Source organism: Thermostichus sp. OS-CIW-20, from assembly GCF_054061455.1.
The window spans coordinates 1-19,846 of sequence record NZ_JBSSEF010000022.1 but is presented as its reverse complement, the minus strand read 5'-3'; the positions used below and the strand labels follow the sequence as shown (position 1 = coordinate 19,846).

The following is a 19,846-nucleotide window of genomic DNA, read 5'->3' as shown; positions in this document are numbered from 1 at the left end:
TAGGATTGGGGCATGGGTGCTTCTCCTGAAACCGCTTCTCTCCCGCCCTTCTGGCTGGAGGTTACCGAGTTTGCCCTGCAGGCCACGGCAAAGGTCGGAGCGCAGCTCTTGGCAGACTTTGGCCAGGCCTCCTCTACGGAAAAAGCGGACGGCAGCTTGGTGACCGCTTCTGACCAATGGGCGGATCGCGCCTTTCAGGAGGCAATTGCCGCGGCCTACCCGGATCACGGCTGCCTGAGCGAGGAGTCCAACCACATTTTCCTGGAGAAAGAGTGGTGCTGGGTGGTGGATCCCCTGGATGGCACCACCAATTTTGCCCACGGGATCCCCATCTGGGGCAGCTCGCTGGCGCTGTTGCACTGGGGTGTGCCTGTGTTTGGCTGTGTGCATCTGCCCCCCATCCGCCAGACTTTCTACGGCTACTGGCCTCAGTTTCCCGACGACGCGCCGGCAGGAGCTTTTCTCATCCGCCACGACCGGGATCCCGTCCGTCCTCAGCCCATTCGCCCCAGCACCGCCCCACCCGGACCCAACCAACTGTTTAATTTTTGCTCCCGCAGCAGCCACTGGATTAGCCCGCAATTTCCCTGCAAAGCCCGCATGCTGGGCGGCGCTGCCTACAACCTGCTGGCGGTGGCCGGCGGCAGCCTTTTGGGGGCGGTAGAACGCTCGCCCAAGATCTGGGATGTGGCGGCGGTGTGGGCCATTGTCAAGGGGGCCGGCGCCGTTTGGGAACCCCTTGGCCCTGCCGACCCGGATCCCGGAACGCCCTTGCTCCCCGGCAAGGACTATGGTCGGCTGACCTATCCGACGCTGGTGAGCGCTCAGAACAGGTGGATCCCCGTGTTTCGGGCTTTTATCGCTCTGTAGCTCTCGTAAACCGCCTGGACGTTGTACCAGTTGAGGAAGAAAACCCGACACAGCTCCAAGGCCAACTGCGAGCGGCCCTGCCGGATCAACCAGCGCAGCAGCGGCTCTAAGCGCTTCTCGTTCAGCCACCCCCCCAGCGACAGAAGGCCCCACAGGCATTGATGCAGAGGCGTCAGTTGGATCATCAGGCGCACGGCCCAGGTGGGGTGCTTTTGGTAAAAGAGGATGCCCATGCGGCCCCGCTGCCGCTCCCGCTCGATGAGGGCTGGGATTTGCGCCAGCTCGAAGGGCGGATGCCAATGGTAGCCGGTGGCTTGGGGGCACTTGACCAGGCGCAGGCCCAGGCGCTTTAGCCGCACCCCCAGCTCCAGGTCTTCCCAGCCGTAGAGGTGAAACCGCTCGTCAAAGGGGCCGGCAGGGGTTTCACAAGCCCGCTCCAGCCAATGGCGGGCAATGGCCACGTTGCCGGTGGCAAAGAAGGCTGCCGAAAAATCGGTGGGCTTGAAGGGCTCGGAGCAGGGATCCCGAAAATTGCAGGTGTTGATTACCCGCCCGTAGGTGAAGACCTTGGCCTCGTGGGGCGAGTCGGGATTGCCGGTAACCCCGTGTCGCCGCAGCATCTGGGCATGAGCGGCCAAAAAGTGCTCCACCACCACCAGGTCGCTGTCGATAAAGACAATGATGGATCCCTGGGCGTGGCGAAACCCCAGGTTGCGGGCGGCAGCAGGGCCGCGGTGTTCTTGGCACAAAAGCCTGATCGGCGGCAAATCTGGCGGCTGGCTCTGCAGCCATTCCAGCGTGCCATCGGTGGAGCCGTCGTCCACCACCACCACCTCGTAGCCGTCGTAGGGGCCAGGCTGCTGCTGCGCCAAGGCCTGCAGACATTTCTGCAAGATGGGACGGCGGTTGTAGGTGGGGATGATGACGCTGATGTACACCGGGGATCCCTGGCTCGTAAGGCAAACCCTACCCCTAAAGTCAAGGGGTTTTTCCATACGGCTAGAGAGCTTTGAGCAGCTCTGCCGCCTGGCGCACCGTCTCGAAAAAGTGATGGACATTGGCCTCCGGAGTGGTGTGGTGCACGCCGTGGCCCAGGTTCATGATGTGGCCGCGAGATCCCGCCTTTTGAATCACCTCCAGGGTGCGCTGCCGGATGAATTCCGGGGATCCCAGCAACACCATCGGGTCGAGATTGCCCTGCACCGCCAGGGATCCCAGGCGGGCCCTGGCCTCGGCCATATCGCTCATCCAATCGAGGCTGAACACATCGATGCCAGCTTTGCCCACCCGCTCCAACAAAGCAGCGCTGCCGTTGATGTAGAGAATGAGCGGCACCTGCGGGCACCGAGCTTTCACCTGATCCACAATTTGCTTTTGGTAGGGCAAGGCCCAGGTTTCGTAGTCGCCGGGGCTGAGCTGGCCGGCCCAGGTGTCGAAGAGCTGCACCACCTGGGCGCCGCACTCGATCTGGTAGATCACGTAGCGGGCAATGCTATCCGCCAGCTTACTCAGCAACTGATGCAACACCTGCGGCTGAGTGAAGGCCAGGCTCTTGATATGGGCATAATCTTTGGAGCTGCGGCCCTCCACGGCGTAGCAGGCCAAGGTCCAAGGGGAGCCGACAAAGCCCAGCAGCGTCGCCTTCCCTTCCACCTCGCGGCGCAGAGTGCTGAGGATGGTCTTGATAAAGGGCAGGCTTTCTTCCGGCTCTAGCAGTCGGATTTGCTCAACTTGGGCCTGGGAGCGGATCGGCGGGTCGATGATCGGCCCCTGCTGCTCCACCAACTCAAAGGGGATCCCCATGCCCTCGAGGGGGGTGAGGATGTCGCTGAACATAATGACGCCGTCGGGGGCAAAGGCGCGAAACGGCTGCAGCGAGATCTCAATCGCCAGCTCCGGGATCTCGCAGCGCTGCTTGAAGGTGTATTTGCTCTGCAGCTCGCGGTAGGCCGCCATGTAGCGACCCGCCTGGCGCATCATCCAAACGGGGGGACGATCTACCACTTCCCCGCGGGCCGCCCGCAGCAGACGGTCGCCATCGCCGACGGAGGAAGGAGAAGCGCTGAGCTGAGCAGGTGAGTGGGACATGGGAAGACCAAGCCGGTTCAAGATCCTCAATGCATCCTGACATTGGGGGGACGGCTAGCGCAAGCTCGCGGCCCTTCCTCTTGACCCTTTCCTTAGGGGTTGCAACTTGCTTTCACCGGCTGAGGAAGGCGGATCCCGACCTAGAGTGGACATGAGATAATGTCAGCTTGCAGGCCTGTTGTAGAACCCCTTCCCGCCGTTGCTGAGTTGAGAGGAGCCCTCCCTTGGTTGCCCAAACCTTCAACCTGGACACCTACTTGAGCCAACGCCAGCAACAGGTGGAAGAGGCGCTTTCTGCGGCATTGGTTCCCGCCTATCCGGAGCGCATTTACGAGGCGATGCGCTACAGCCTGCTGGCGGGGGGGAAACGCCTGAGGCCGATCCTCTGTCTGGCGGCCTGTGAGTTGGCCGGCGGCTCTGTGGAGCAGGCCATGCCCACCGCCTGCGCCCTGGAGATGATCCACACCATGTCGCTGATCCACGACGATCTGCCGGCGATGGACAACGACGATTTTCGCCGCGGCAAGCCTACCAATCACAAGGTATTCGGCGAGGATATCGCCATTTTGGCAGGAGATGCCTTGCTGGCCTATGCCTTTGAGCATATCGCCAGCCAAACGCGGGGGGTGCCGCCGCAGTTGGTGCTGCAAGTCATTGCCCGCATTGGCCATGCTGTGGCGGCAACCGGCTTGGTAGGGGGCCAGGTGGTGGATCTGGAGTCCGAAGGCAAAGCCATTTCCCTAGAAACTTTGGAGTACATCCACAGCCACAAGACGGGTGCTCTGCTGGAGGCCTCGGTGGTTTCGGGAGGGATCCTGGCAGGGGCCGATGAGGAGCTGCTGGCGCGGCTGAGCCACTACGCTCGGGACATCGGCCTGGCTTTTCAGATCGTGGACGACATTTTGGATGTTACTGCCACCAGCGAGCAACTGGGCAAAACGGCAGGCAAGGATCAAGCTGCCGCCAAAGCCACCTACCCCAGCTTGTTGGGCCTAGAGGCTTCCCGGCAGAAAGCTGAGGAACTGATCCAATCGGCCAAGGAGGCGTTGCGCCCCTACGGATCCCAGGCCGAGCCCCTGTTGGCTCTGGCCGATTTCATCACCCGCCGCCAGCATTGAGACAAGAGGACAAGAAGGTAGATGGGATCCCTGTCCACCCTGTCGGAGACCCTGGTCGCGTTCTGGTGCCGGAGAGCCCTATGCTGCAGCAGTTGATGGCCAACCACGTTCTCTGGGTTGCTCTGCTGGCCAGTGTCTTGGCCCAGGCCATCAAGCTGATCCTGGCCTATGTGCGTTCGGGCAAGCTCAACCTGCGGGTTTTGGTGGAGACAGGGGGGATGCCCAGCTCTCACGCAGCGCTGGTAACGGCTTTGTCGGTGGGGGTGGGGCTGGAGGAAGGCTGGGACAGCCTGCTGTTTGCGGCAACGATGGTCTTTGCGCTGGTGGTGATGTACGATGCCGCCGGGATCCGTCAGGCTGCCGGCAAGCAGGCGCGGGTGCTGAACCGCCTCATGGAAGAATGGTTTGAGGAGAAGGGTGCAGATCGCTTCCAGGAGCCCTACTTGAGGGAGTTGCTGGGCCATACGCCCGTCCAGGTGATCGCCGGAGCAGCCTTGGGGGCAGCCTGTATCACGTTATCTTTTGTCCTGGGAATCAACTGAACGCAATTGGGGCATGCTAGAGCAGGAGGATCACGGGTGGTCATGGCCTCCAGTTCTCAACCTCGTCCGATCCAGCGCTGCCCGGCCTGTGGCAAGCCGATCCCGGCCTATCGCTACAAGTCCCCCTACTGCGACCACTGCGGTTGGCGGGCAACCCCGGCAGGGCAAACCCCTCAAACAGGCGGATCTGGGGGCCAGAGATCCGGAGCTCAGGGGAGTAGGATTCAACAACACATTCAGCGCCTCGGCCTGCCCCCTCTGTTGCAGCCGCTGTTGAAGTTCGACTTTTACCTCTATCTGGGCTGGGGGATCAGCCCTCTGTTTCCGCTAGTCGTGGATCGACCGCTGCTGGCCGAATCCAATTACCTGTTGCTGCTCCCGCTCCTGTTGAGCTGGGGGCTGCTCTACTTGGCAGTGCGGGATCGGCCGTTGCCCCAGGATTTGCGGCTGCCGCGGCTGCTGCTGGATGTGGCGTTTATCCTGCTGCCCTTCTTCCAAAAAATCAACGTTTCCAAGGCCCCCAACCGGCCCTACTGGAATGCTCTGCTCATCTGGGTCATCGGGCTCCTCCTGTTTGCCGCCGTGGGGCTGTGGAGCTTTAGCCTGCTTCTGACGGCATTGACGCTGCTGTTGACCAGCTTCTGCACGCTGCTGTTCTAGCGGAGATGGTTGACAAACACTCCAGCCTCCCATGAGCATTCCTGCTGCCCGCCAACGCTTCCTCCAAGAAATTCAAGCGGATCCCATCGATCTGGGCCGAGCGGCCCTCTGGATCGCCCAAGAAGCCTATCCCGACTTGGATGTAGAAGATTATTTGGCCGCTTTGGATGAGATGGCCGCAGAAGTGCAAGAGCGTCTTCCTCCCGAGCGCTACCCCCTGCGCGTCATCCGGATTTTAAATCGCTATCTCTTTGAAGATCTGGGCTTTTGTGGCAACAGCGAAGACTATTATGACCCGCGCAACAGCTTTTTAAACGAGGTGATCGATCGGCGCACCGGGATCCCGATCACTCTTTCTCTGATCTATCTAGAGCTGGGGCGGCGGATCGATTTTCCCATGGCAGGGGTAGGCATGCCCGGCCACTTTCTGGTGCGGCCCCTGTTTGCAGACGCGGAGATTTTTGTGGATCCCTTTCATCAGGGAGAAATTTTGTTTCCCGAGGACTGCCAAGAGCGTTTGGCACAGATCTACGGGCCCAGGATCCCTTTACAAGATCATCACCTCCGCCCCACCCCTCCTCGCCTAATCTTGGTGCGGCTGCTCAACAATCTTATGCAGATTTACTTGAGCCGCGCCCAGCTAGAGCTTGCCTTGGCAGCGGTGGAGCGCATCTTGTTATTGATCCCAGAGTCCTTGCCCCACCTGAGGGATCGGGGCTTGCTCTGTTACCAGTTGGGGCGTTGGCAGCAGGCCTGTCAGGATCTGAGGCACTACCTCAACCAGGCGACCCTCCACCCAGAGCTCAGCGGCCCCGACGAGCATTTAATCCAAGAGATCCTACAAAGGCTAGAAGCTTACTCTGACTAAAGTCAGGTGCAGCAATTGCTCGAAAAAATCCTCCAATCGAGAGCTGGTCACCTAAGCAATACGGATCTCATCTGAAATCTCGCCTTGCCATCTTTGGGTGTCGCTGGGGCTTTTGCAAGAGTCTGGAGCAGCTTTCACCTCCTGGCGAAGAATTGCCTCTACCAGCTCGTCTAAAGCTTCCAGGTCAGATAGGTTGTAGTCTTTTTCCCGAAGGATTTTGTTAATAGAAAACTCCTGCTGCAGCGTCAGGGTCGAGGATCGTAAGACCTCGTCGATAATCTCGCGAATGCTCATTACAACCTCACAATCTGATGGCAATCTCAGCGGAGAATTTGTTATCTGAGCTCATAAACCTAGAATGCAAGAAATACTTGACGTAGCCATCCTGAGGATCACGTATTTTGGCCAAGATCTAGGGCCGCCCATGCTAAGGGAAACTGCCAAGGGTACTTTCACGGGGCCTCGCCGAGGCTTGGGAGCTCCCCAGGGAGGCTTGTCCGGTTCGCCTTTCCCAATCTTTTGCGAAGGGGGTGCGAGTGATGGGTTCACCCGATAGCTGCTGCAGTTTTGGCGACTTTGGGGCCAGTCGCGCCACGAGTGAGTTGCTTGGTCTAGGATCTCGGGGGGCGATCCACTAGTCTGTTGGTACTCCATTAGGATGAAGTGGGATCCTGTCGGCTAGCGGGTTTTGTGGGAAATCCCAGTCAAATCGCAGGTGAGGTTGTAGCACCATGACATTGACTTGGCAAACGGATGGACAGACTTGGTTTCTTCTGCCTCCCCAACCCCGTGCCGTGATCCACTTTCTGGGCGGAGCTTTTGTGGGATCCGCCCCACAATTTTTCTACAGCCGCCTGCTGGAAGAATTGGCCCGTATGGGCATGGCCGTTGTGGCTACCCCCTACACCACCGATATCGATCACGCGCAACTGGCTTTTAAAGCAGCGCAATCTTTGCATAGAAGCCTGCAGAGCAAAGGTTTGATGGGGTTGCCCCTCTTTGGCTTGGGCCACAGCCTTGGCGGTAAGCTGCAGATCCTCTCCTGCCTAGCCCTTCCTTCTTTGGGATCCCAGCGGCGCGGCAATATTTTCTTGGCCTACAGCAATGCGGGACTGGAACGGGCGCTGCCGGTGCTGCAGGCCTTGGCCCAGGCGTGGCCGCAACAGCAACTGAGCACTCTGTGGCGGATGTGGATGGGATCCTCGTCACCGCCAGTGAATCTGTGGTTGGAGTTTGAGCCTTCTCCGGCAGAAACCAATCGCCTTATCGAGGAGCAGTATCCGGTTAGAAACAACCTGCTTGTAGAGTTTCAGCAGGATGATATTGACGATATTCCGCTGCTCTATCAACAGCTTCGCCGCAAGTACGGAGGCTACACCGAATGGCAACGCCTGGAGGGGGATCACTTAACCCCGCTGGGTTTCAGCTATCCTTTCCGGTTCGGGGGGGAGTTCAGTCCCATCGATGCTTTCGCGCAGTTTTTTTATCAAAACTTACTGGCTCCTAACCAACGAATGATCCGGAGTATTCAAGCCTGGCTGGCAGCACAACTGGCTTAGTCGAGCCAGCTTAGGTCGGAGAGGAGCTCCTGTGAGTGGGGAGACTGAGCCTGCAGAGGAAACAGCATCTGTAGAATATCGCTCATCAGGAAGTAACAGGTTAAAACACCACCGGCAGCTACGGCCACCAGCGTTCCCGCCAACATGCGCGAGAACTCCTGCCGCTGAAACGCCTGTTCCATTAAGCGCAGCGCCCAGAACCCCAGTAGGATCACAATGGCAAGGATAATCAACATATCGTAATCTAAGCTGTAATCTATTGTAACGAACCTGTCGCTCAACTGCTATTGACAAAACCTGGTTAAAGCGTAAAGAGTTCTCTGTCTTCTGCAGCCAGCAACTTGTCGGCGGGGTAGCGGCGGGCGCGGCCCCCTGGGGCCTTGCCGGCCTTGTCTAAGCTACAGGCCCCAAAGGGATCCCGCTGGCAAAGATTGCTGGGCGTTCAAGCGGCCTACACCTGTCGCCCTTCGGGGGAAGCGCCGGCAACTGTTGCAAGATCTGGCAAAGGAGAAAGCTTCCGGGCAGCTCCTAGCTCCTCAGGCCAATTGTCTGCAGGATACCAAAATACATCGACCCGCCAGCGGCTGCTCGCAGGGGGATCCCTTACACTTGAGCTAACTGCTGCTTGAGAGGTGGGGTATGGTACGGCGGAGGCTGGCCGGCGCGGCTGGATCCCTGGCACTTCAGCGTTCTCTGCAGGCTCCTTTGCAGCAGCGCAGCCGGGCGATCAACCGTCGCCGCAAACTGATCTACCGCAGAACTCGCCTACTCTACCAGCGCAACTTGCCCCTTTACCTGCGCAATTTGCTGTTGCAGTACCGCACCAGCTTTATCTACAACCTCAAAGCTAGAGCTGTGATCAGAACTCGCTAGAGAATGTCGAGCTATCTTTTCGCTCTCAGCACAACGGTCTTCACAGCGCGAAAAACAGGCAGATGGCGATGGACATTGCCCTGCCGGAAAGTCTGGATTTATAGTTAAAAATTGTTGTCTGTAAGTCTTCTAAGAGAGAGGCCGGTCTCCCTCCGAGAGAAAAGAGTTGGAAGCGGGAGCCAAGCTAAGGCTACCGAATTGTAAAGCGGCCAACTCCTATCTTCTCGCCGTTGACATGAACCTCGACGCGGTAGCGCCCGGTGTAGGGTTGGCTGAAGCTGAGAAAGCCTCGCACCGTGTCGGCTAGGGGATCCCAGGGAAAATCAAACTTGCGGATCAGTTGCTCGCTCCCGGCTTCTCCGCCCTTGTAGTACCAGAGCATCTCCACCTGGGCGTTGGCAGGGAGGCTGCCCACCGGCAAGATGGCCCAGATCAAGGTGTCGGTGGTCTTAAACTCGGTTGTGGCCTCGCCAGGGCTGCCGTCTCCCCGACCTCGGTGCAGGCTGATCACCCTTGTCCCCGCCTCGTTTGGGGCTTTCTGGCTATAGGCGCGGGCATTGGCTTGCGCTTCCTGAGCGAGGCGATCCAGCTCGGCCAGCAAATCTTCCTGCCGCTTCAGGGCCTCGGTTGCTTCCTGTAGCCAGTGGGCGATCGGCTGCTCTGGAGCTGGGGAAGAAGGCTTTCGGGCGGCCCCGGTAAGGTTTTGGATGGGAAAGCCCCGAGCCGTCCCCACCTCGCTGCCCAGCAAGTTCAGCCAGCGGCTCCGCATTTCGGGTGTCATCTCTGGCTTGGCGGCGTAGGCAATGCGCACAGGGCCGTCTGGGCCTTGGGTGATGCGGCCAATTTCATGCTCTTGGATCCCGGCAACCTGCCCACGACAGCCGGCGCTACGGAACTCGTAGAGGACATCCTCTTCGCTTTCCCGGTGAAACTCCCACGTTGTTTGGGGGCAGTACTCTAGGAGATTATTCCGCATATTGTTTGCCAGGAAGCGGGGCAATTTTGGTACCTGAACGTTCATGACCGAGAGCATTTCTCTCCAAGAGGCCAAGCTCGCCTCGGGCCGTATGAGAACAGTCAATGTAGCTGTCTCAGTAACTTGGCGATCGGCAAAAGCCCACTCCCCCACATCTCCTTCAATGAGGACATTTCCTGAAGGGCTGAGGTGAGCCGAGGCAAAGAGCAGGCCGGCAAAAAGGTTCAACATGATGATCCTCCCTACCAAGATTTGTACTGGGAAATGAGAGGGGAAAGTTCTCAATCAGCTCGCCGGGCAGGCAACGAAAGGAGACTGGACAAGAAGGACAGCCCTTTGTTGTCGCTTTCTCAAGGCTCACCCCAGAGGAGCTCAATGATCCGGGTGGCTTTTGGCAAAATGGCAGTTACAGCCTGCTTGGGCAAAACCCGTATCGTCACACGAGCTGAAACCTTACTCAGGTAAGGTTTTTTCTGTGGGCTATATTCCTTTGAACCGCAAGCTCTAGAAAGCACCAGTAGCCTATCACAGGCTAGCTCAGTTTCGATCCCTGTTTTTCAGAAACGCCACATTCTTTCTGAGCAGTATACTCGTTTACCTTAAGCAGATATGATTTTGTTCGTTCAAAAACCTAAAACTCTCTCGGATGACAATTGAGAGTCATCGAGAACAAATCATTCACCGGAGTCGTCGGCGCCAGAAGGGAGGATCTTCCCGGTTATCAACCAGTTATCCCCCACAGTCTGCAGTTGCGGCTCCAACAGTTGCCAGCTTTGGTTCACATCCGGGATCCCTTCTCCTGCTACGGGGGTTGGCGCGTCGGCCCCGCCCAAGATCTTGGGAGCGATGAAGGCGGCCACCTTCTGGATGGCCCCATCTTTAAGGGCTGCCCAGGCCAAGGTGCCGCCGCATTCCCAGAGGGCACTCAGACAGCCTCGCTCAAAGAGAACCTGCGCCGCTTGAGCCGGGGTTACTTGATCCAGGTGCAGCAGCTCCACCCCTTGCTTGGCCAGGGATCCCCAGAGGGGATGGGCTTCAGTGGCCTCGGTAATCACCAAAGTTGGCGCCTCCTCCGCTCGCCACAGGTGGGCCAGCGGGGGCAGATTCAGAGAGCGGCTGAGAACCACTCGCAGGGGCTGGGATCCGTGAAAATCCGGCAGGCGGCAGGTAAGGTGGGGGTTATCGTGCCAGACGGTGCCGGAGCCCACGATGACTGCATCGTGCCAGGCCCGCTGGCGGTGAACCCACTCTCGCGCCAGCGGATTGCTGATCCAGCGGCTGTGGCCGGTGGCGGCGGCGCTCTTGCCGTCTAGGGTCATGGCGTATTTGAGCAGGCCAAAACACCGTTTCTGCACAATGGCGAAGGCAAAGCCTTCGTTGAGCTCCTGACATTCCTGCTCCAGCACCCCCACCGTCACCTCAACCCCTGCCTCCTGCAGGCGGCGGATCCCTTTGCCGGCCACCAGGGGATTGGGATCCTGCATTCCCACCACCACCCGCCGGATCCCGGCAGCCAGGATGGCCTCGGTACAGGGAGGGGTGCGCCCGTAGTGGTTGCAGGGCTCGAGGTTGACGTAGAGGGTAGCGCCCTTGGCCAGGGATCCCGCCTGTTGCAAAGCCAACACCTCGGCATGGGGCTGGCCGGCTCCCGGATGAACGCCTTCCCCCACCACCTGATCCCCCCGGACAATAACGCAAGCTACCCGCGGGTTAGGGGAGGGGCGCTGCGGTGTGGAGCGGGCCAAGGACAGGCACCGTTCCATCCATTGCCGATCCGAGTTCATAAGGGGCCGGGATCAAGCTACAGTTGCTCTGGATTCTAGCCTTGCCATCTGGGGAACAAAAGCCGACCCGTTCCCTTCAAGTGCGCGACGGATCTGGGCGCTGTTGGCGACTTCACCCGCTGGCCCGTCCAGGAGCTGGAGGGCGTTTTTGGTAAGCTGGTTACGGCCTTGGCAGAAGGGATCCTATGGACAGCCTTCAACTTTGGCAGCGCTACTGCGATTGGCTCTACTACCATCCCGAGCTGGAAATTTTTGTTGATATCAGCCGCATCCGTTTTACTTCCGCTCAGGTGGAAGCGCTGCGGCCTGCCTTTGCCCGCGCCTTTGCCGAGATGCAGGCCCTAGAAGCCGGGGCCATTGCCAATCCCGACGAAGGCCGCCAGGTGGGCCACTACTGGCTGCGGGCGCCGGAGCTGGCTCCTAGCGCCGAAATTCGGCAGGCAATTCAAGACTGCCTCGAACAGGTGGAGAGCTTTGCCAAGAAGATCCACTGCGGCACGATCCCAGCCAGTGGGGGAGGGCGTTTCACCGAGCTGCTCTGGATTGGCATTGGCGGCTCGGCTCTGGGGCCACAATTTGTGGCGGAGGCCCTGGCTCCGCTGCAGCCGCCCTTGAACATTCACTTCATCGACAACACGGATCCGGACGGGTTTGACCGGGTGCTGGGACGGCTGGCCGGCAAACTGGGACAAACCCTGGTGGTTGTCACCTCCAAATCCGGCAACACGCCCGAGCCGCGCAACGCCTTGGTGGAAGTGGAGCTGGCTTACCGGAAGGCAGGGATCCCCTTTTCTGCCCATGCAGTGGCCATCACCGGCCCCGGCAGCCAATTGGAGCAGCAGGCGCGGCAGGAGGGGTGGCTAGCCGTTTTTCCCATCTTCGACTGGGTGGGGGGGCGCACCTCGGAAACTTCCGCGGTGGGCCTGCTGCCGGCAGCGTTGCAGGGGATCGACATCCGGGCTTTGCTGGCCGGAGCTGCCACCATGGACAAAGCCACCCGCGTACCCCATCTGGAGCGCAATCCTGCCGCCCTCTTGGCCATGGCCTGGTACATCGTCGGCGAGGGGCGAGGGCGCAAGGATATGGTGGTTTTACCCTACAAAGACCGCCTGGCGCTGTTTAGCCGCTACCTGCAGCAGTTGGTGATGGAATCTCTAGGCAAGTCCCACGACCTGCAGGGCAACCGCGTGGAGCAGGGCCTAACCGTCTACGGCAACAAGGGCACCACCGATCAGCACGCCTACGTGCAGCAGTTGCGGGACGGCCTCAACAACTTCTTCGTCACCTTCATCGAGGTGCTCCAGGATCGCGAGCCGGGGATCCCTTCCCCCTTCGTAGAGCCCGAGGTAACCAGCGGCGACTATCTGGATGGCCTGCTGCAGGGCACCCGCCAAGCCCTCTACGAAAACGGGCGCGACTCCGTCACCATAACGCTGCCGCGGGTGGACGCCCGCTCCGTGGGGGCCCTGATTGCCCTCTACGAACGGGCAGTGGGCCTCTACGCCTCTTTAATCCAGGTCAACGCCTACCACCAGCCGGGGGTGGAAGCAGGCAAGAAAGCGGCCAGCGCCGTCCTGCAGCTCCAGCGCCAGGTGCTGGAGGTGATGCGAGAGCAAAAGGGATCCCTGACCTTGCCCCAGTTGGCGGAAAAACTGGGCTGCCCAGAGCGCATCGAGACCCTGTACTGGATTGTGCGGCATCTGCAAGCCAATGGCCGCAGTCTAGTGCTTGTGGGGGATCCTGGCCGACCCTTGGAGCTAAGCATCCAGCCGCGCCCGGCCTGAGAGTATAGAAGAGGCAACCTGAAGAGAGGTTTGACCAATCTGTACCTTACCTTAAACCCCTCCTGTGCAGCCGGCCTGTCTGCCTAGAATCGAGCAAGAGGCTACTCCAGGAGGAGACTATGGACCAACCTGCCGCCGTCCTGCCTTTACAAACCCCAAAAGATGTCTCCATCGAGGACATTGAGCAGGAGCTGAACAAGATCTGGTCCTCCAAGGGAGAGAGCGTTGCCGCCCGGGCTGCCACCTTTACCCTGGTGGTGTATGAGTCGCTAGACGATGCCCTGCTGCTGCCTTCCCCCACCGTCGAAGCCATTGCCACCCAGAACCCCTGCCGCGTCATCGACCTAAGGGCCAAACGGGAGGGAGCCACAGACGACGCCATCGAGGCCCAGGTGGCGGCCTATTGCCCGGTGACCCGCGAGCAGCGCAGCTCGCTGGTGTGTTGTGAGTACATCACCCTGAAAGCGCCGGAATCGGCTTTTGTGCGCGCTTGCAGCACTGTCGCCTCGCTGTTGATCCCCAACCTGCCCACGTTCCTGTGGTGGCAAGGGAACTTAGACTTGAATAGCTTGTTGTTTCAAAAGCTGGTAGCCCTGAGCAACCGCGTCATCGTCGACTCGCGGGGCTTTGTCAACCCAGAAGAAGACCTGCAGGAAATTCATCTCCTCATCAGCGAGGGGCACCACTGCGGGGATCTCAACTGGCGACGGCTGCTGCCCTGGCAGGAACTCACCGCCCAAGCCTTCGACCCCCCAGATCGGCGAGAGTCTCTGTCCTGGATAGATCAAGTAACCATTGACTACAGAGCTGGCAACCCCTGCCAGGCCCTCCTTTTCTTGGGCTGGCTGGCCAGCCGGCTGGGGTGGACGCCCACCGAGCGGGCCCAGACTTGGGAACACGACTACGAGATCGACCGCATCCGCTTCCAAACCCAAGCGGGAGGCGAGGTGAGGGCAGAATTGGCTGCCGTGCCCCTGGTCTCGGAGATGAGCCAGGCGGGAGATCTCATCGGCTTGCGCCTCACCTCCAGCAACCAGGAAACCGACGCCTGCACCGTGCTCTGTTCAGAAACCACAGGGTGCATGCGCATGGAAGCCATGGGAGGTGCCCAGAGGTGCGTGGTTCGCCAGGTGGCTCCCCTGGAGCAGGAGTCCTTGGAAACGCTGCTAGCTGCCGAGTTGCAGCGGCCTGGCCCCGACTATCTTTACGAAGAGACCTTAGGGGTGGTGGCCCAGATCCTCAAATTAAAGAAAAGCGGAGCGCTGGGGTAGAATCTCGATTTCGTTGTTGGCAATCTTGGGGAGACGGATACTGTCTCGCGTTCAAATGCAGGGAAGCGAAGACCCCAACCCAGCGCTTGACAGACGAGAACCTAGGCTTCTCGGGATATCCCGACAAATCGGCCCAAGAAAGCTAGCCAGATCCGCCTATCCACTGTCGAAGCCAGCTCAGCGCAGCCCCAGGACGGAGGCCAGCACGCTGTGACCTACCAGGGCTTCCACCGCAATGCTAATGGCAAACCCCAGCATGGCCAATCGCCCGTTCCAGCGCTCGGCCTTTTCCGTCCACCCAATTTCCCACTCGGGCGGAGCCTCGCCCTCTTGCCCATACTGAGGCACGTATCGCGGACGAGCAGCACCCTCCCAGCCCGCAGGACGCTTGGAGTTGAAGAAAGCCATCGAACCGAGGGCAACAGCAGCCACCAGCCCGCTCACCATAACGGCAATGTAAGGAAAGAAAGGGTTGTCGAGGATCATCGGCCTGTTGGGTTCAGTGAAACAGTCAATAGCCTGGGTAGCGAGCCGATCGGGCAGCCCCCAGACAGAACGCCCGACCTGATGCTTGCGTAAAACTCAGATGTTCTCAACTATCGCAGTCCCAGCCACTGAGCGAGAGTGGTGGCAAAAACACTGTGACCCACCAGCGCCTCTGTGGCAACGCTGATCACCAAACCCACCATAGCCAGGCGGCCATTCCAACGCTCCGCCTGCTCCGTCCAGCCCGGGATCCAGTCGTTGGTGGTGTCGTAGTATTGGGCCACAGAAGCGGAGTCCAGGCGAGAAGGGATCCTAGGAGAGGATTGCATAGGTAATGCCTCATAACTGTACGCAAACAAACTTAACATAAAATTACAGTTCTTGACAACTTTTCCGACTGGCGAGGGGAGGTAGGGATCCCTGGCGAGAGGGAAGGAGTTTGCCGAGGGGTGCCCAGAGCGATGCCATACTGAGGGAGGTAGGCTTCTGCGCAGACTATGGCGGTATCCTCTCTTTCTTCCCCCAAGCTGGACCAGGCTTTTGACGCTGCTGCCGACTTAGCTGCCCAGGTGCGGTCGGATTTTCCAATTTTGCAGCGCCAAGTCAACGGCCAGCCGCTCATCTATTTTGACAATGCGGCCACTTCCCAGAAGCCGCTGGCGGTTTTGCAGGCAATGGATTGCTACTATCGGCACAGCAACGCCAACGTGCACCGGGGAGTGCATACCTTGGGCAACGAAGCCACGGAGGCCTACGAGGGGGCGCGGGAGAAGATTGCCCGCTTTATCAACGCGCCTTCCCCGCAAGAGATCATCTACACCCGCAACGCCAGCGAGGCCATTAACCTGGTGGCCTACAGTTGGGGCATGAGCACCCTAGAGCGGGGGGATGAGATTATTCTGTCGGTGATGGAGCACCACAGCAACTTGATCCCCTGGCAATTCGTGGCTCAAAAGACGGGGGCCTGCCTCAAGTTTATCCAGATCACGCCCGAGGGCGAGCTGGATTTGGAGCACTACCGCTCTTTGCTGGGCGACCGCACCCGCCTAGTGGCTGTAACTCACGTCTCCAACATGCTGGGATCCATCAACCCTGTCCGGGAGGTGGTTGAGTTAGCCCATCGCTGTGGGGCCAAGGTGTTGCTGGATGCCTGTCAGAGCGTGCCCCACATGCCGGTGGATGTGCAGGCCCTAGACTGCGATTGGCTGGCCTTTTCTGGGCACAAGATGGGCGGCCCCACGGGGATCGGGGTGCTCTACGGCAAGCGGGAGCTGCTGCGGGCCATGCCGCCCTTTTTGGGCGGGGGCGAGATGATTGCTGAGGTGTACTGGGATCACGCCACCTACGCCGATATCCCCCACAAGTTTGAGGCGGGCACGCCGGCCATTGCCCAAGCGGTGGGCTTGGGGGCAGCCGTAGACTACTTGAGCCAGATTGGGCTAGAGCGCGTGCATGCCCATGAGCAAAAGTTAACCGCTCGCCTCCTGGAGGGGCTCCAGCGCATTCCAGGCCTGAAGATCTATGGCCCCAAGGATCCGGCGCGCCGGGCAGGACTGGTCAGCTTTTCAGCGGAGGGCATCCACCCCCACGACCTGTCTACGCTGCTGGATGAGCAGGGGATCGCCATCCGAGCTGGCCACCACTGCACCCAGCCGCTGCACCGCCACTTGCAGGTGCAGTCAACAGCGCGGGCCAGCGTTTACCTCTACAACACCCTGGCCGAGGTGGATCGCTTCCTCGAGGTGCTGGCAGAGGCAGTGGCGTTTTTCAGGGAGGCCTTGGGCTAGATGCTCTACCGCCGCTTTGGACGCACCCAGCAGCTTATGTCGGCTTTTTCCCTGGGCAGCATGCGCCTAGTCCATGTGCCGCCGGAGCAGGCCCAGGCCACGGTGGCAGCGGCGCTAGAAGCAGGGATCAACCACATCGAAACGGCGCAGGCCTATGGCCAGGCCGAGGTGCTCTTGGGGGAGATCCTGCAGAAGCTGGCGGTGCCGCGGCAGCGCTTGATCCTGACCACCAAGCTCACGCCTGGCGAGAGGCTGCGGGAACGGCTGGAGGGATCCCTGCAGCGGCTACAGGTGGAGTATTTGGATCAGTTTGCCTTCCACGGCATCAACCTGCCCGAACACCTGGAGTGGGTGCTGCAGGAGGGCTTGCCGCTGCTGCGGCAGGCGCAGCAGGAGGGCTTGGTGCGCTACATCGGCTTTTCCACTCATGGATCCCTGGAGCTAATCCTGCAGGCCATCCAGAGGGGCCAGTTTGACTTTGTGAATTTGCACTACCACTTTTTCCAGCAGCGCAATGCCGCGGCCCTGGAGGCGGCAGCCCAGCAGGATATGGGGGTGTTCATCATCTCCCCTGCCGACAAAGGGGGGATGCTCTATCGCCCGCCCCAGCGTCTCCGGGAGAGCTGTGCGCCCTTTAGCCCCCTGGAGTTTGCCTATCGATTTTTGCTGGCGGATCCCCGCATCCACACCCTCAGCCTGGGCATTACCCATCCCGACGAGCTGCAGACGGCCCTGGCGGCCCTGCAGGATCCCGAGCGCTGGTGGACGGAGGGCCTGCAGGTACAGGAGCGGCTGCATCAAGCGGAGCAGGAACGCCTGGGCTCCAGCCGCTGTGCCCAGTGCTACGCCTGCCTGCCCTGTCCCGAAGGGATCCACATCCCAGAGGTGCTGCGGCTGCGCAACTTGGCTCTTGCCCACGAGATGACCGAGTTTGCCCAATATCGCTACAACATGTTCGGCCAGGCAGGGCACTGGTTCCCGGGGGTGCCTGCCGACCGCTGCAGCGAGTGCGGCGACTGCCTGCCCCGTTGTCCGCAGCACCTGCCGATCCCGGAGTTGTTGGCCGAAACCCACCGCCTTTTGCACCGCTCTCCCATCCGGCGGCTGTGGGAGTAAGGGCTCCTTCTCCCAGGGGGTGAGGGGGGTGAAAATCCTGGCCAGGAGAGCCAGCTAGGGGGAAGCCTCTTGCTGCTCCGGAGTTCAAGGCTCTAGCGCCGCTTGCTGCGCAGGGTTTTGGCACGGTTGTGTACCTGTCTAACAAACAGAGGCAGGAGCTGTTCCTGAATGTAGGCAAAGGCTGCCGGGAGGCCTTCTCTTTCGTAGATAAGGCCGATTTCTGCCTCCACCTGGGTGGGATCCCGCAGAGCCGACAAAAATTGGTTGGAGGTGAGCCAGGTGAAGAGTTCCGCGCGGCTAAGATCGCAGCCGGGAGGGGAAGGCACCTGCCAGTCGGGTGGCGGGCCGAGCAGCCACTGGCGGGCAAAGAGGCTCAGCACCGCATCTCCTAGCCACGCCTTGTCCCGTCGGGATCCCTCGTCCAACTGGGCCACCTGCTGTCTGACGGTCGAAGCAAACTGGGATCCGGGCACCATGGGCAGCACTTAGAAGGAGCAGCAAGGGTAGCAGAGCTTCCCTGCCTCATTCTACTAAGATGGGGTCTGGCCCACCCTCAGCGGGTAAAGGGGCGGAGTTGGCTGTTTTGAGGATCTCAGTGCATGTTGTTGGAGCTTACCCCAGAAGAGTGCGAGGCGGTGATCCCGCTGGTGCCGACGCGGCTCCAGTACGCAGCTTACTGGAGCGATGCCCTCAAGAGCGTAGGCCGGATCATTACAGCTATTTTGGTGGGCGTAGCGCTGCTGGTGCTGTCTCGCGCTTTTGGCGAGGGATCCTTCTTGGGGGCAGTCTCCTTTCTGGCGGGGTTTCTCTCGTTGCTCTACCCTTTCCTCTGGGGGCCCCTCTACACCATCTCCCGCCGGCAGCTAGCCTTTCGCGAGATCCCTTACGGAGGGCTCTTTTTTGGCCAGGTGTTGAGCACCCGCCGCTACGAGGTGGTGGTGGAAGAGCGGGAAAAGGTGGATGAAGAGGGGCAACTCTATATTGAAGAAGTGCGCGAGCGCCAGTTTGAGATGGAAATTGGCGATGAAACAGGAGTTCTCTACCGAGTGCGGGCCAGGGACGATCCCCGCTACCGGCGAATTGTTAAAAAGCAATCGGTGCTGGCGCTGGTGAAGGCCTATTCCCGCGATCTGCGGCGCCGACCGACCTTGAGCGAAGTCTACGTGGTCAAGCTAGGGGAGTGGGTGGGAGATGTTTCCTATCTGGATCGGGAGGCGTTTTTGGAGTTGGCCGACGAGCTGCTGGCGCTCGAGCTAGGACCGGAGGCGAAGGCATAGAAACCTTATGTCAGAGGCTGGAATCACCCGCGCAGCTTGGATCGTGGCGGCCTTGGTGGTGTCGGCAGCCCTGGGGCCGCGGTTGGCTCTGCCTTTGGCTGGGATGGTGGGCTTGGTGATTGTCGAGCAGGTGGCCTTTGGGGGGCGGCTCTCGGGGTTGCTGGGCGCGCTGCTGGATTGGGCTTCTCCAGCCTATCGGCGGCGGGTCATCTGCCACGAGGCAGGACACATTGTGGTGGCCCACCTGCTAGGGATCCCCTTGCGCGGCTACGTGCTGGGCCCCTGGCAGGCTTTCCGACACGGGATCCCCGGCTACGGGGGAGTGCAGCTGGATCAAGCCCCCATGCGCACCTGGGAAGCCCAGGGGGGCATCCCCTGGGCAGATCTAGAGCGCTACAGCCTGTTTTGGATGGCAGGGGCTGCCGCGGAGTCTCTCCAATATGGCCAAGTGGTGGGAGATGAGGAGGATAGACAACAGTTGGCCAAGCTGCTGGCAGGGATCTCAGCAGCCCAGCCCTTGACCTCTGCGGCTCAAATGAGGGCCTACATCAACCGCTTTCTGCGCCAGAGCCGGGCCTTGTTGCAAGCCCACCCCGAAGCCTATGCCGTTGCCGTCCGGCACCTAGAGCAGGGATCCCCCCTCCAAGACTGCCTAGCTGCCCTTGCGGCCAGCTTGGAGGAGCGGTGTCAACAACCTGATACATTTACGCTGAACACTGCTGAGCATTACTGCTCAGCGGTGAAGCGATAGCATTCTGTCCGTTTCCGTTGTCACTACGCGATGCTG

The 19,846-nt window shown here is 60.2% G+C and carries 22 protein-coding genes; 13 read left to right on the top strand and 9 right to left on the bottom strand.

From position 1 onward, the window contains the following. The first annotated feature begins 12 nt into the window (after positions 1–12). Positions 13–870, top strand: coding sequence for an inositol monophosphatase family protein (locus tag ACVWXC_RS08850; protein WP_099812504.1), 858 nt, complete (start codon positions 13–15; stop codon positions 868–870). Here the strand turns inward: ACVWXC_RS08850 and ACVWXC_RS08845 are convergent. Beyond that, positions 825–1,808 (bottom strand): glycosyltransferase family 2 protein, encoded by a 984-nt coding sequence (locus ACVWXC_RS08845; RefSeq protein WP_206336912.1) that lies wholly within the window; start codon positions 1,806–1,808, stop codon positions 825–827. The genes ACVWXC_RS08850 and ACVWXC_RS08845 overlap by 46 nt on opposite strands. A gap of 61 nt (positions 1,809–1,869) precedes the next feature. Beyond that, positions 1,870–2,958 (bottom strand): uroporphyrinogen decarboxylase, encoded by a 1,089-nt coding sequence (gene hemE, locus ACVWXC_RS08840; protein ID WP_099812502.1) that lies wholly within the window; start codon positions 2,956–2,958, stop codon positions 1,870–1,872. Between the two features lie 224 nt (positions 2,959–3,182). Here hemE and crtE point away from each other — a divergent pair, with 224 nt between their 5' ends. The 4 genes from crtE (at position 3,183) to ACVWXC_RS08820 (ending at position 6,146) form a co-directional block, all read left to right on the top strand. Continuing rightward, entirely contained in the window at positions 3,183–4,076 is an 894-nt protein-coding gene (crtE, locus tag ACVWXC_RS08835) for a geranylgeranyl diphosphate synthase CrtE (protein ID WP_011429285.1), read from the top strand. Positions 4,077–4,156: 80 nt separating this feature from the next. After that, entirely contained in the window at positions 4,157–4,618 is a 462-nt protein-coding gene (locus ACVWXC_RS08830; RefSeq protein WP_041438070.1) for a divergent PAP2 family protein, read from the top strand. Positions 4,619–4,660: 42 nt separating this feature from the next. After that, positions 4,661–5,278, top strand: coding sequence for a ZPR1-type zinc finger protein (locus ACVWXC_RS08825; RefSeq protein ID WP_011429287.1), 618 nt, complete (start codon positions 4,661–4,663; stop codon positions 5,276–5,278). Positions 5,279–5,309: 31 nt separating this feature from the next. Continuing rightward, a complete protein-coding gene (locus ACVWXC_RS08820) occupies positions 5,310–6,146 on the top strand; it encodes a SirB1 family protein (RefSeq protein ID WP_457392198.1) in 837 nt (278 codons plus the stop codon). A 51-nt stretch (positions 6,147–6,197) separates the two neighbouring features. Here the strand turns inward: ACVWXC_RS08820 and ACVWXC_RS08815 are convergent, their stop codons facing one another. Next, the gene (locus ACVWXC_RS08815) at positions 6,198–6,440 is read right to left on the bottom strand and encodes a hypothetical protein (protein ID WP_414508628.1); all 243 of its coding nucleotides are present in this window, start codon (positions 6,438–6,440) and stop codon (positions 6,198–6,200) included. A 437-nt stretch (positions 6,441–6,877) separates the two neighbouring features. On the opposite strand from ACVWXC_RS08815, the gene ACVWXC_RS08810 reads away from it, so the two are divergent. Then, positions 6,878–7,705 (top strand): DUF1350 family protein, encoded by an 828-nt coding sequence (locus ACVWXC_RS08810; RefSeq protein WP_457392194.1) that lies wholly within the window; start codon positions 6,878–6,880, stop codon positions 7,703–7,705. Here the strand turns inward: ACVWXC_RS08810 and ACVWXC_RS08805 are convergent. Further along, positions 7,702–7,941: a hypothetical protein gene (locus tag ACVWXC_RS08805; protein ID WP_011429291.1), complete on the bottom strand. Its 240-nt coding sequence runs from the start codon at positions 7,939–7,941 to the stop codon at positions 7,702–7,704. The two genes, ACVWXC_RS08810 and ACVWXC_RS08805, sit on opposite strands and share 4 nt — an antisense overlap. Positions 7,942–8,344: 403 nt before the next feature. Here ACVWXC_RS08805 and ACVWXC_RS08800 point away from each other — a divergent pair, with 403 nt between their 5' ends. Continuing rightward, positions 8,345–8,578 (top strand): hypothetical protein, encoded by a 234-nt coding sequence (locus ACVWXC_RS08800; protein ID WP_011429292.1) that lies wholly within the window; start codon positions 8,345–8,347, stop codon positions 8,576–8,578. A 190-nt stretch (positions 8,579–8,768) separates the two neighbouring features. Here ACVWXC_RS08800 and ACVWXC_RS08795 read toward each other — a convergent pair whose 3' ends face one another. Continuing rightward, positions 8,769–9,785 (bottom strand): hypothetical protein, encoded by a 1,017-nt coding sequence (locus tag ACVWXC_RS08795; protein WP_457392190.1) that lies wholly within the window; start codon positions 9,783–9,785, stop codon positions 8,769–8,771. Between the two features lie 443 nt (positions 9,786–10,228). Continuing rightward, entirely contained in the window at positions 10,229–11,338 is a 1,110-nt protein-coding gene (ribD, locus tag ACVWXC_RS08790; protein WP_099812499.1) for a bifunctional diaminohydroxyphosphoribosylaminopyrimidine deaminase/5-amino-6-(5-phosphoribosylamino)uracil reductase RibD, read from the bottom strand. A gap of 185 nt (positions 11,339–11,523) precedes the next feature. On the opposite strand from ribD, the gene ACVWXC_RS08785 reads away from it, so the two are divergent. Beyond that, complete coding sequence (locus tag ACVWXC_RS08785) at positions 11,524–13,122, top strand: glucose-6-phosphate isomerase (protein WP_099812498.1); 1,599 nt, start codon at positions 11,524–11,526, stop codon at positions 13,120–13,122. 119 nt (positions 13,123–13,241) lie between these two features. Then, positions 13,242–14,393: a glucose-6-phosphate dehydrogenase assembly protein OpcA gene (locus ACVWXC_RS08780; protein WP_457392186.1), complete on the top strand. Its 1,152-nt coding sequence runs from the start codon at positions 13,242–13,244 to the stop codon at positions 14,391–14,393. Positions 14,394–14,570: 177 nt separating this feature from the next. Here the strand turns inward: ACVWXC_RS08780 and psb35 are convergent, their stop codons facing one another. Continuing rightward, positions 14,571–14,879 carry a photosystem II assembly protein Psb35 gene (gene psb35 / locus ACVWXC_RS08775; RefSeq protein WP_099812496.1) on the bottom strand — a complete coding sequence of 103 codons (309 nt, stop codon included), beginning with the start codon at positions 14,877–14,879 and terminating at the stop codon, positions 14,571–14,573. 110 nt (positions 14,880–14,989) lie between these two features. Next, positions 14,990–15,208, bottom strand: coding sequence for a hypothetical protein (locus tag ACVWXC_RS08770; RefSeq protein ID WP_011429298.1), 219 nt, complete (start codon positions 15,206–15,208; stop codon positions 14,990–14,992). A gap of 168 nt (positions 15,209–15,376) precedes the next feature. On the opposite strand from ACVWXC_RS08770, the gene ACVWXC_RS08765 reads away from it, so the two are divergent. Both ACVWXC_RS08765 and ACVWXC_RS08760 read left to right on the top strand, forming a co-directional pair. Beyond that, the gene (locus tag ACVWXC_RS08765; protein WP_457392182.1) at positions 15,377–16,666 is read left to right on the top strand and encodes a cysteine desulfurase; all 1,290 of its coding nucleotides are present in this window, start codon (positions 15,377–15,379) and stop codon (positions 16,664–16,666) included. Continuing rightward, positions 16,667–17,782 carry an aldo/keto reductase gene (locus ACVWXC_RS08760; RefSeq protein WP_099812494.1) on the top strand — a complete coding sequence of 372 codons (1,116 nt, stop codon included), beginning with the start codon at positions 16,667–16,669 and terminating at the stop codon, positions 17,780–17,782. Between the two features lie 92 nt (positions 17,783–17,874). Here the strand turns inward: ACVWXC_RS08760 and ACVWXC_RS08755 are convergent, their stop codons facing one another. Continuing rightward, positions 17,875–18,258, bottom strand: a complete 384-nt coding sequence (locus tag ACVWXC_RS08755) for a ribonuclease III domain-containing protein (RefSeq protein ID WP_011429301.1) — start codon at positions 18,256–18,258, stop codon at positions 17,875–17,877. Positions 18,259–18,381: 123 nt separating this feature from the next. On the opposite strand from ACVWXC_RS08755, the gene ACVWXC_RS08750 reads away from it, so the two are divergent. Next, positions 18,382–19,059 carry a transporter permease gene (locus ACVWXC_RS08750; protein WP_011429302.1) on the top strand — a complete coding sequence of 226 codons (678 nt, stop codon included), beginning with the start codon at positions 18,382–18,384 and terminating at the stop codon, positions 19,057–19,059. A 7-nt stretch (positions 19,060–19,066) separates the two neighbouring features. After that, positions 19,067–19,810: a hypothetical protein gene (locus tag ACVWXC_RS08745; RefSeq protein WP_011429303.1), complete on the top strand. Its 744-nt coding sequence runs from the start codon at positions 19,067–19,069 to the stop codon at positions 19,808–19,810. Positions 19,811–19,846: the final 36 nt, after the last annotated feature.

Coding starts and splice junctions, on each gene's coding strand:
- ACVWXC_RS08850 (WP_099812504.1), top strand. CDS start 13: ATGGGTGCTTCTCCTGAAACCGCTTCTCTCCCGCCCTTCTGGCTGGAG.
- hemE (WP_099812502.1), bottom strand. CDS start 2,958: ATGTCCCACTCACCTGCTCAGCTCAGCGCTTCTCCTTCCTCCGTCGGC.
- ACVWXC_RS08830 (WP_041438070.1), top strand. CDS start 4,157: ATGCTGCAGCAGTTGATGGCCAACCACGTTCTCTGGGTTGCTCTGCTG.
- ACVWXC_RS08825 (WP_011429287.1), top strand. CDS start 4,661: ATGGCCTCCAGTTCTCAACCTCGTCCGATCCAGCGCTGCCCGGCCTGT.
- ACVWXC_RS08820 (WP_457392198.1), top strand. CDS start 5,310: ATGAGCATTCCTGCTGCCCGCCAACGCTTCCTCCAAGAAATTCAAGCG.
- ACVWXC_RS08815 (WP_414508628.1), bottom strand. CDS start 6,440: ATGAGCATTCGCGAGATTATCGACGAGGTCTTACGATCCTCGACCCTG.
- ACVWXC_RS08810 (WP_457392194.1), top strand. CDS start 6,878: ATGACATTGACTTGGCAAACGGATGGACAGACTTGGTTTCTTCTGCCT.
- ACVWXC_RS08805 (WP_011429291.1), bottom strand. CDS start 7,941: ATGTTGATTATCCTTGCCATTGTGATCCTACTGGGGTTCTGGGCGCTG.
- ACVWXC_RS08800 (WP_011429292.1), top strand. CDS start 8,345: ATGGTACGGCGGAGGCTGGCCGGCGCGGCTGGATCCCTGGCACTTCAG.
- ACVWXC_RS08795 (WP_457392190.1), bottom strand. CDS start 9,785: ATGTTGAACCTTTTTGCCGGCCTGCTCTTTGCCTCGGCTCACCTCAGC.
- ribD (WP_099812499.1), bottom strand. CDS start 11,338: ATGAACTCGGATCGGCAATGGATGGAACGGTGCCTGTCCTTGGCCCGC.
- ACVWXC_RS08785 (WP_099812498.1), top strand. CDS start 11,524: ATGGACAGCCTTCAACTTTGGCAGCGCTACTGCGATTGGCTCTACTAC.
- ACVWXC_RS08780 (WP_457392186.1), top strand. CDS start 13,242: ATGGACCAACCTGCCGCCGTCCTGCCTTTACAAACCCCAAAAGATGTC.
- psb35 (WP_099812496.1), bottom strand. CDS start 14,879: ATGATCCTCGACAACCCTTTCTTTCCTTACATTGCCGTTATGGTGAGC.
- ACVWXC_RS08770 (WP_011429298.1), bottom strand. CDS start 15,208: ATGCAATCCTCTCCTAGGATCCCTTCTCGCCTGGACTCCGCTTCTGTG.
- ACVWXC_RS08765 (WP_457392182.1), top strand. CDS start 15,377: ATGGCGGTATCCTCTCTTTCTTCCCCCAAGCTGGACCAGGCTTTTGAC.
- ACVWXC_RS08760 (WP_099812494.1), top strand. CDS start 16,667: ATGCTCTACCGCCGCTTTGGACGCACCCAGCAGCTTATGTCGGCTTTT.
- ACVWXC_RS08755 (WP_011429301.1), bottom strand. CDS start 18,258: ATGGTGCCCGGATCCCAGTTTGCTTCGACCGTCAGACAGCAGGTGGCC.
- ACVWXC_RS08750 (WP_011429302.1), top strand. CDS start 18,382: ATGTTGTTGGAGCTTACCCCAGAAGAGTGCGAGGCGGTGATCCCGCTG.
- ACVWXC_RS08745 (WP_011429303.1), top strand. CDS start 19,067: ATGTCAGAGGCTGGAATCACCCGCGCAGCTTGGATCGTGGCGGCCTTG.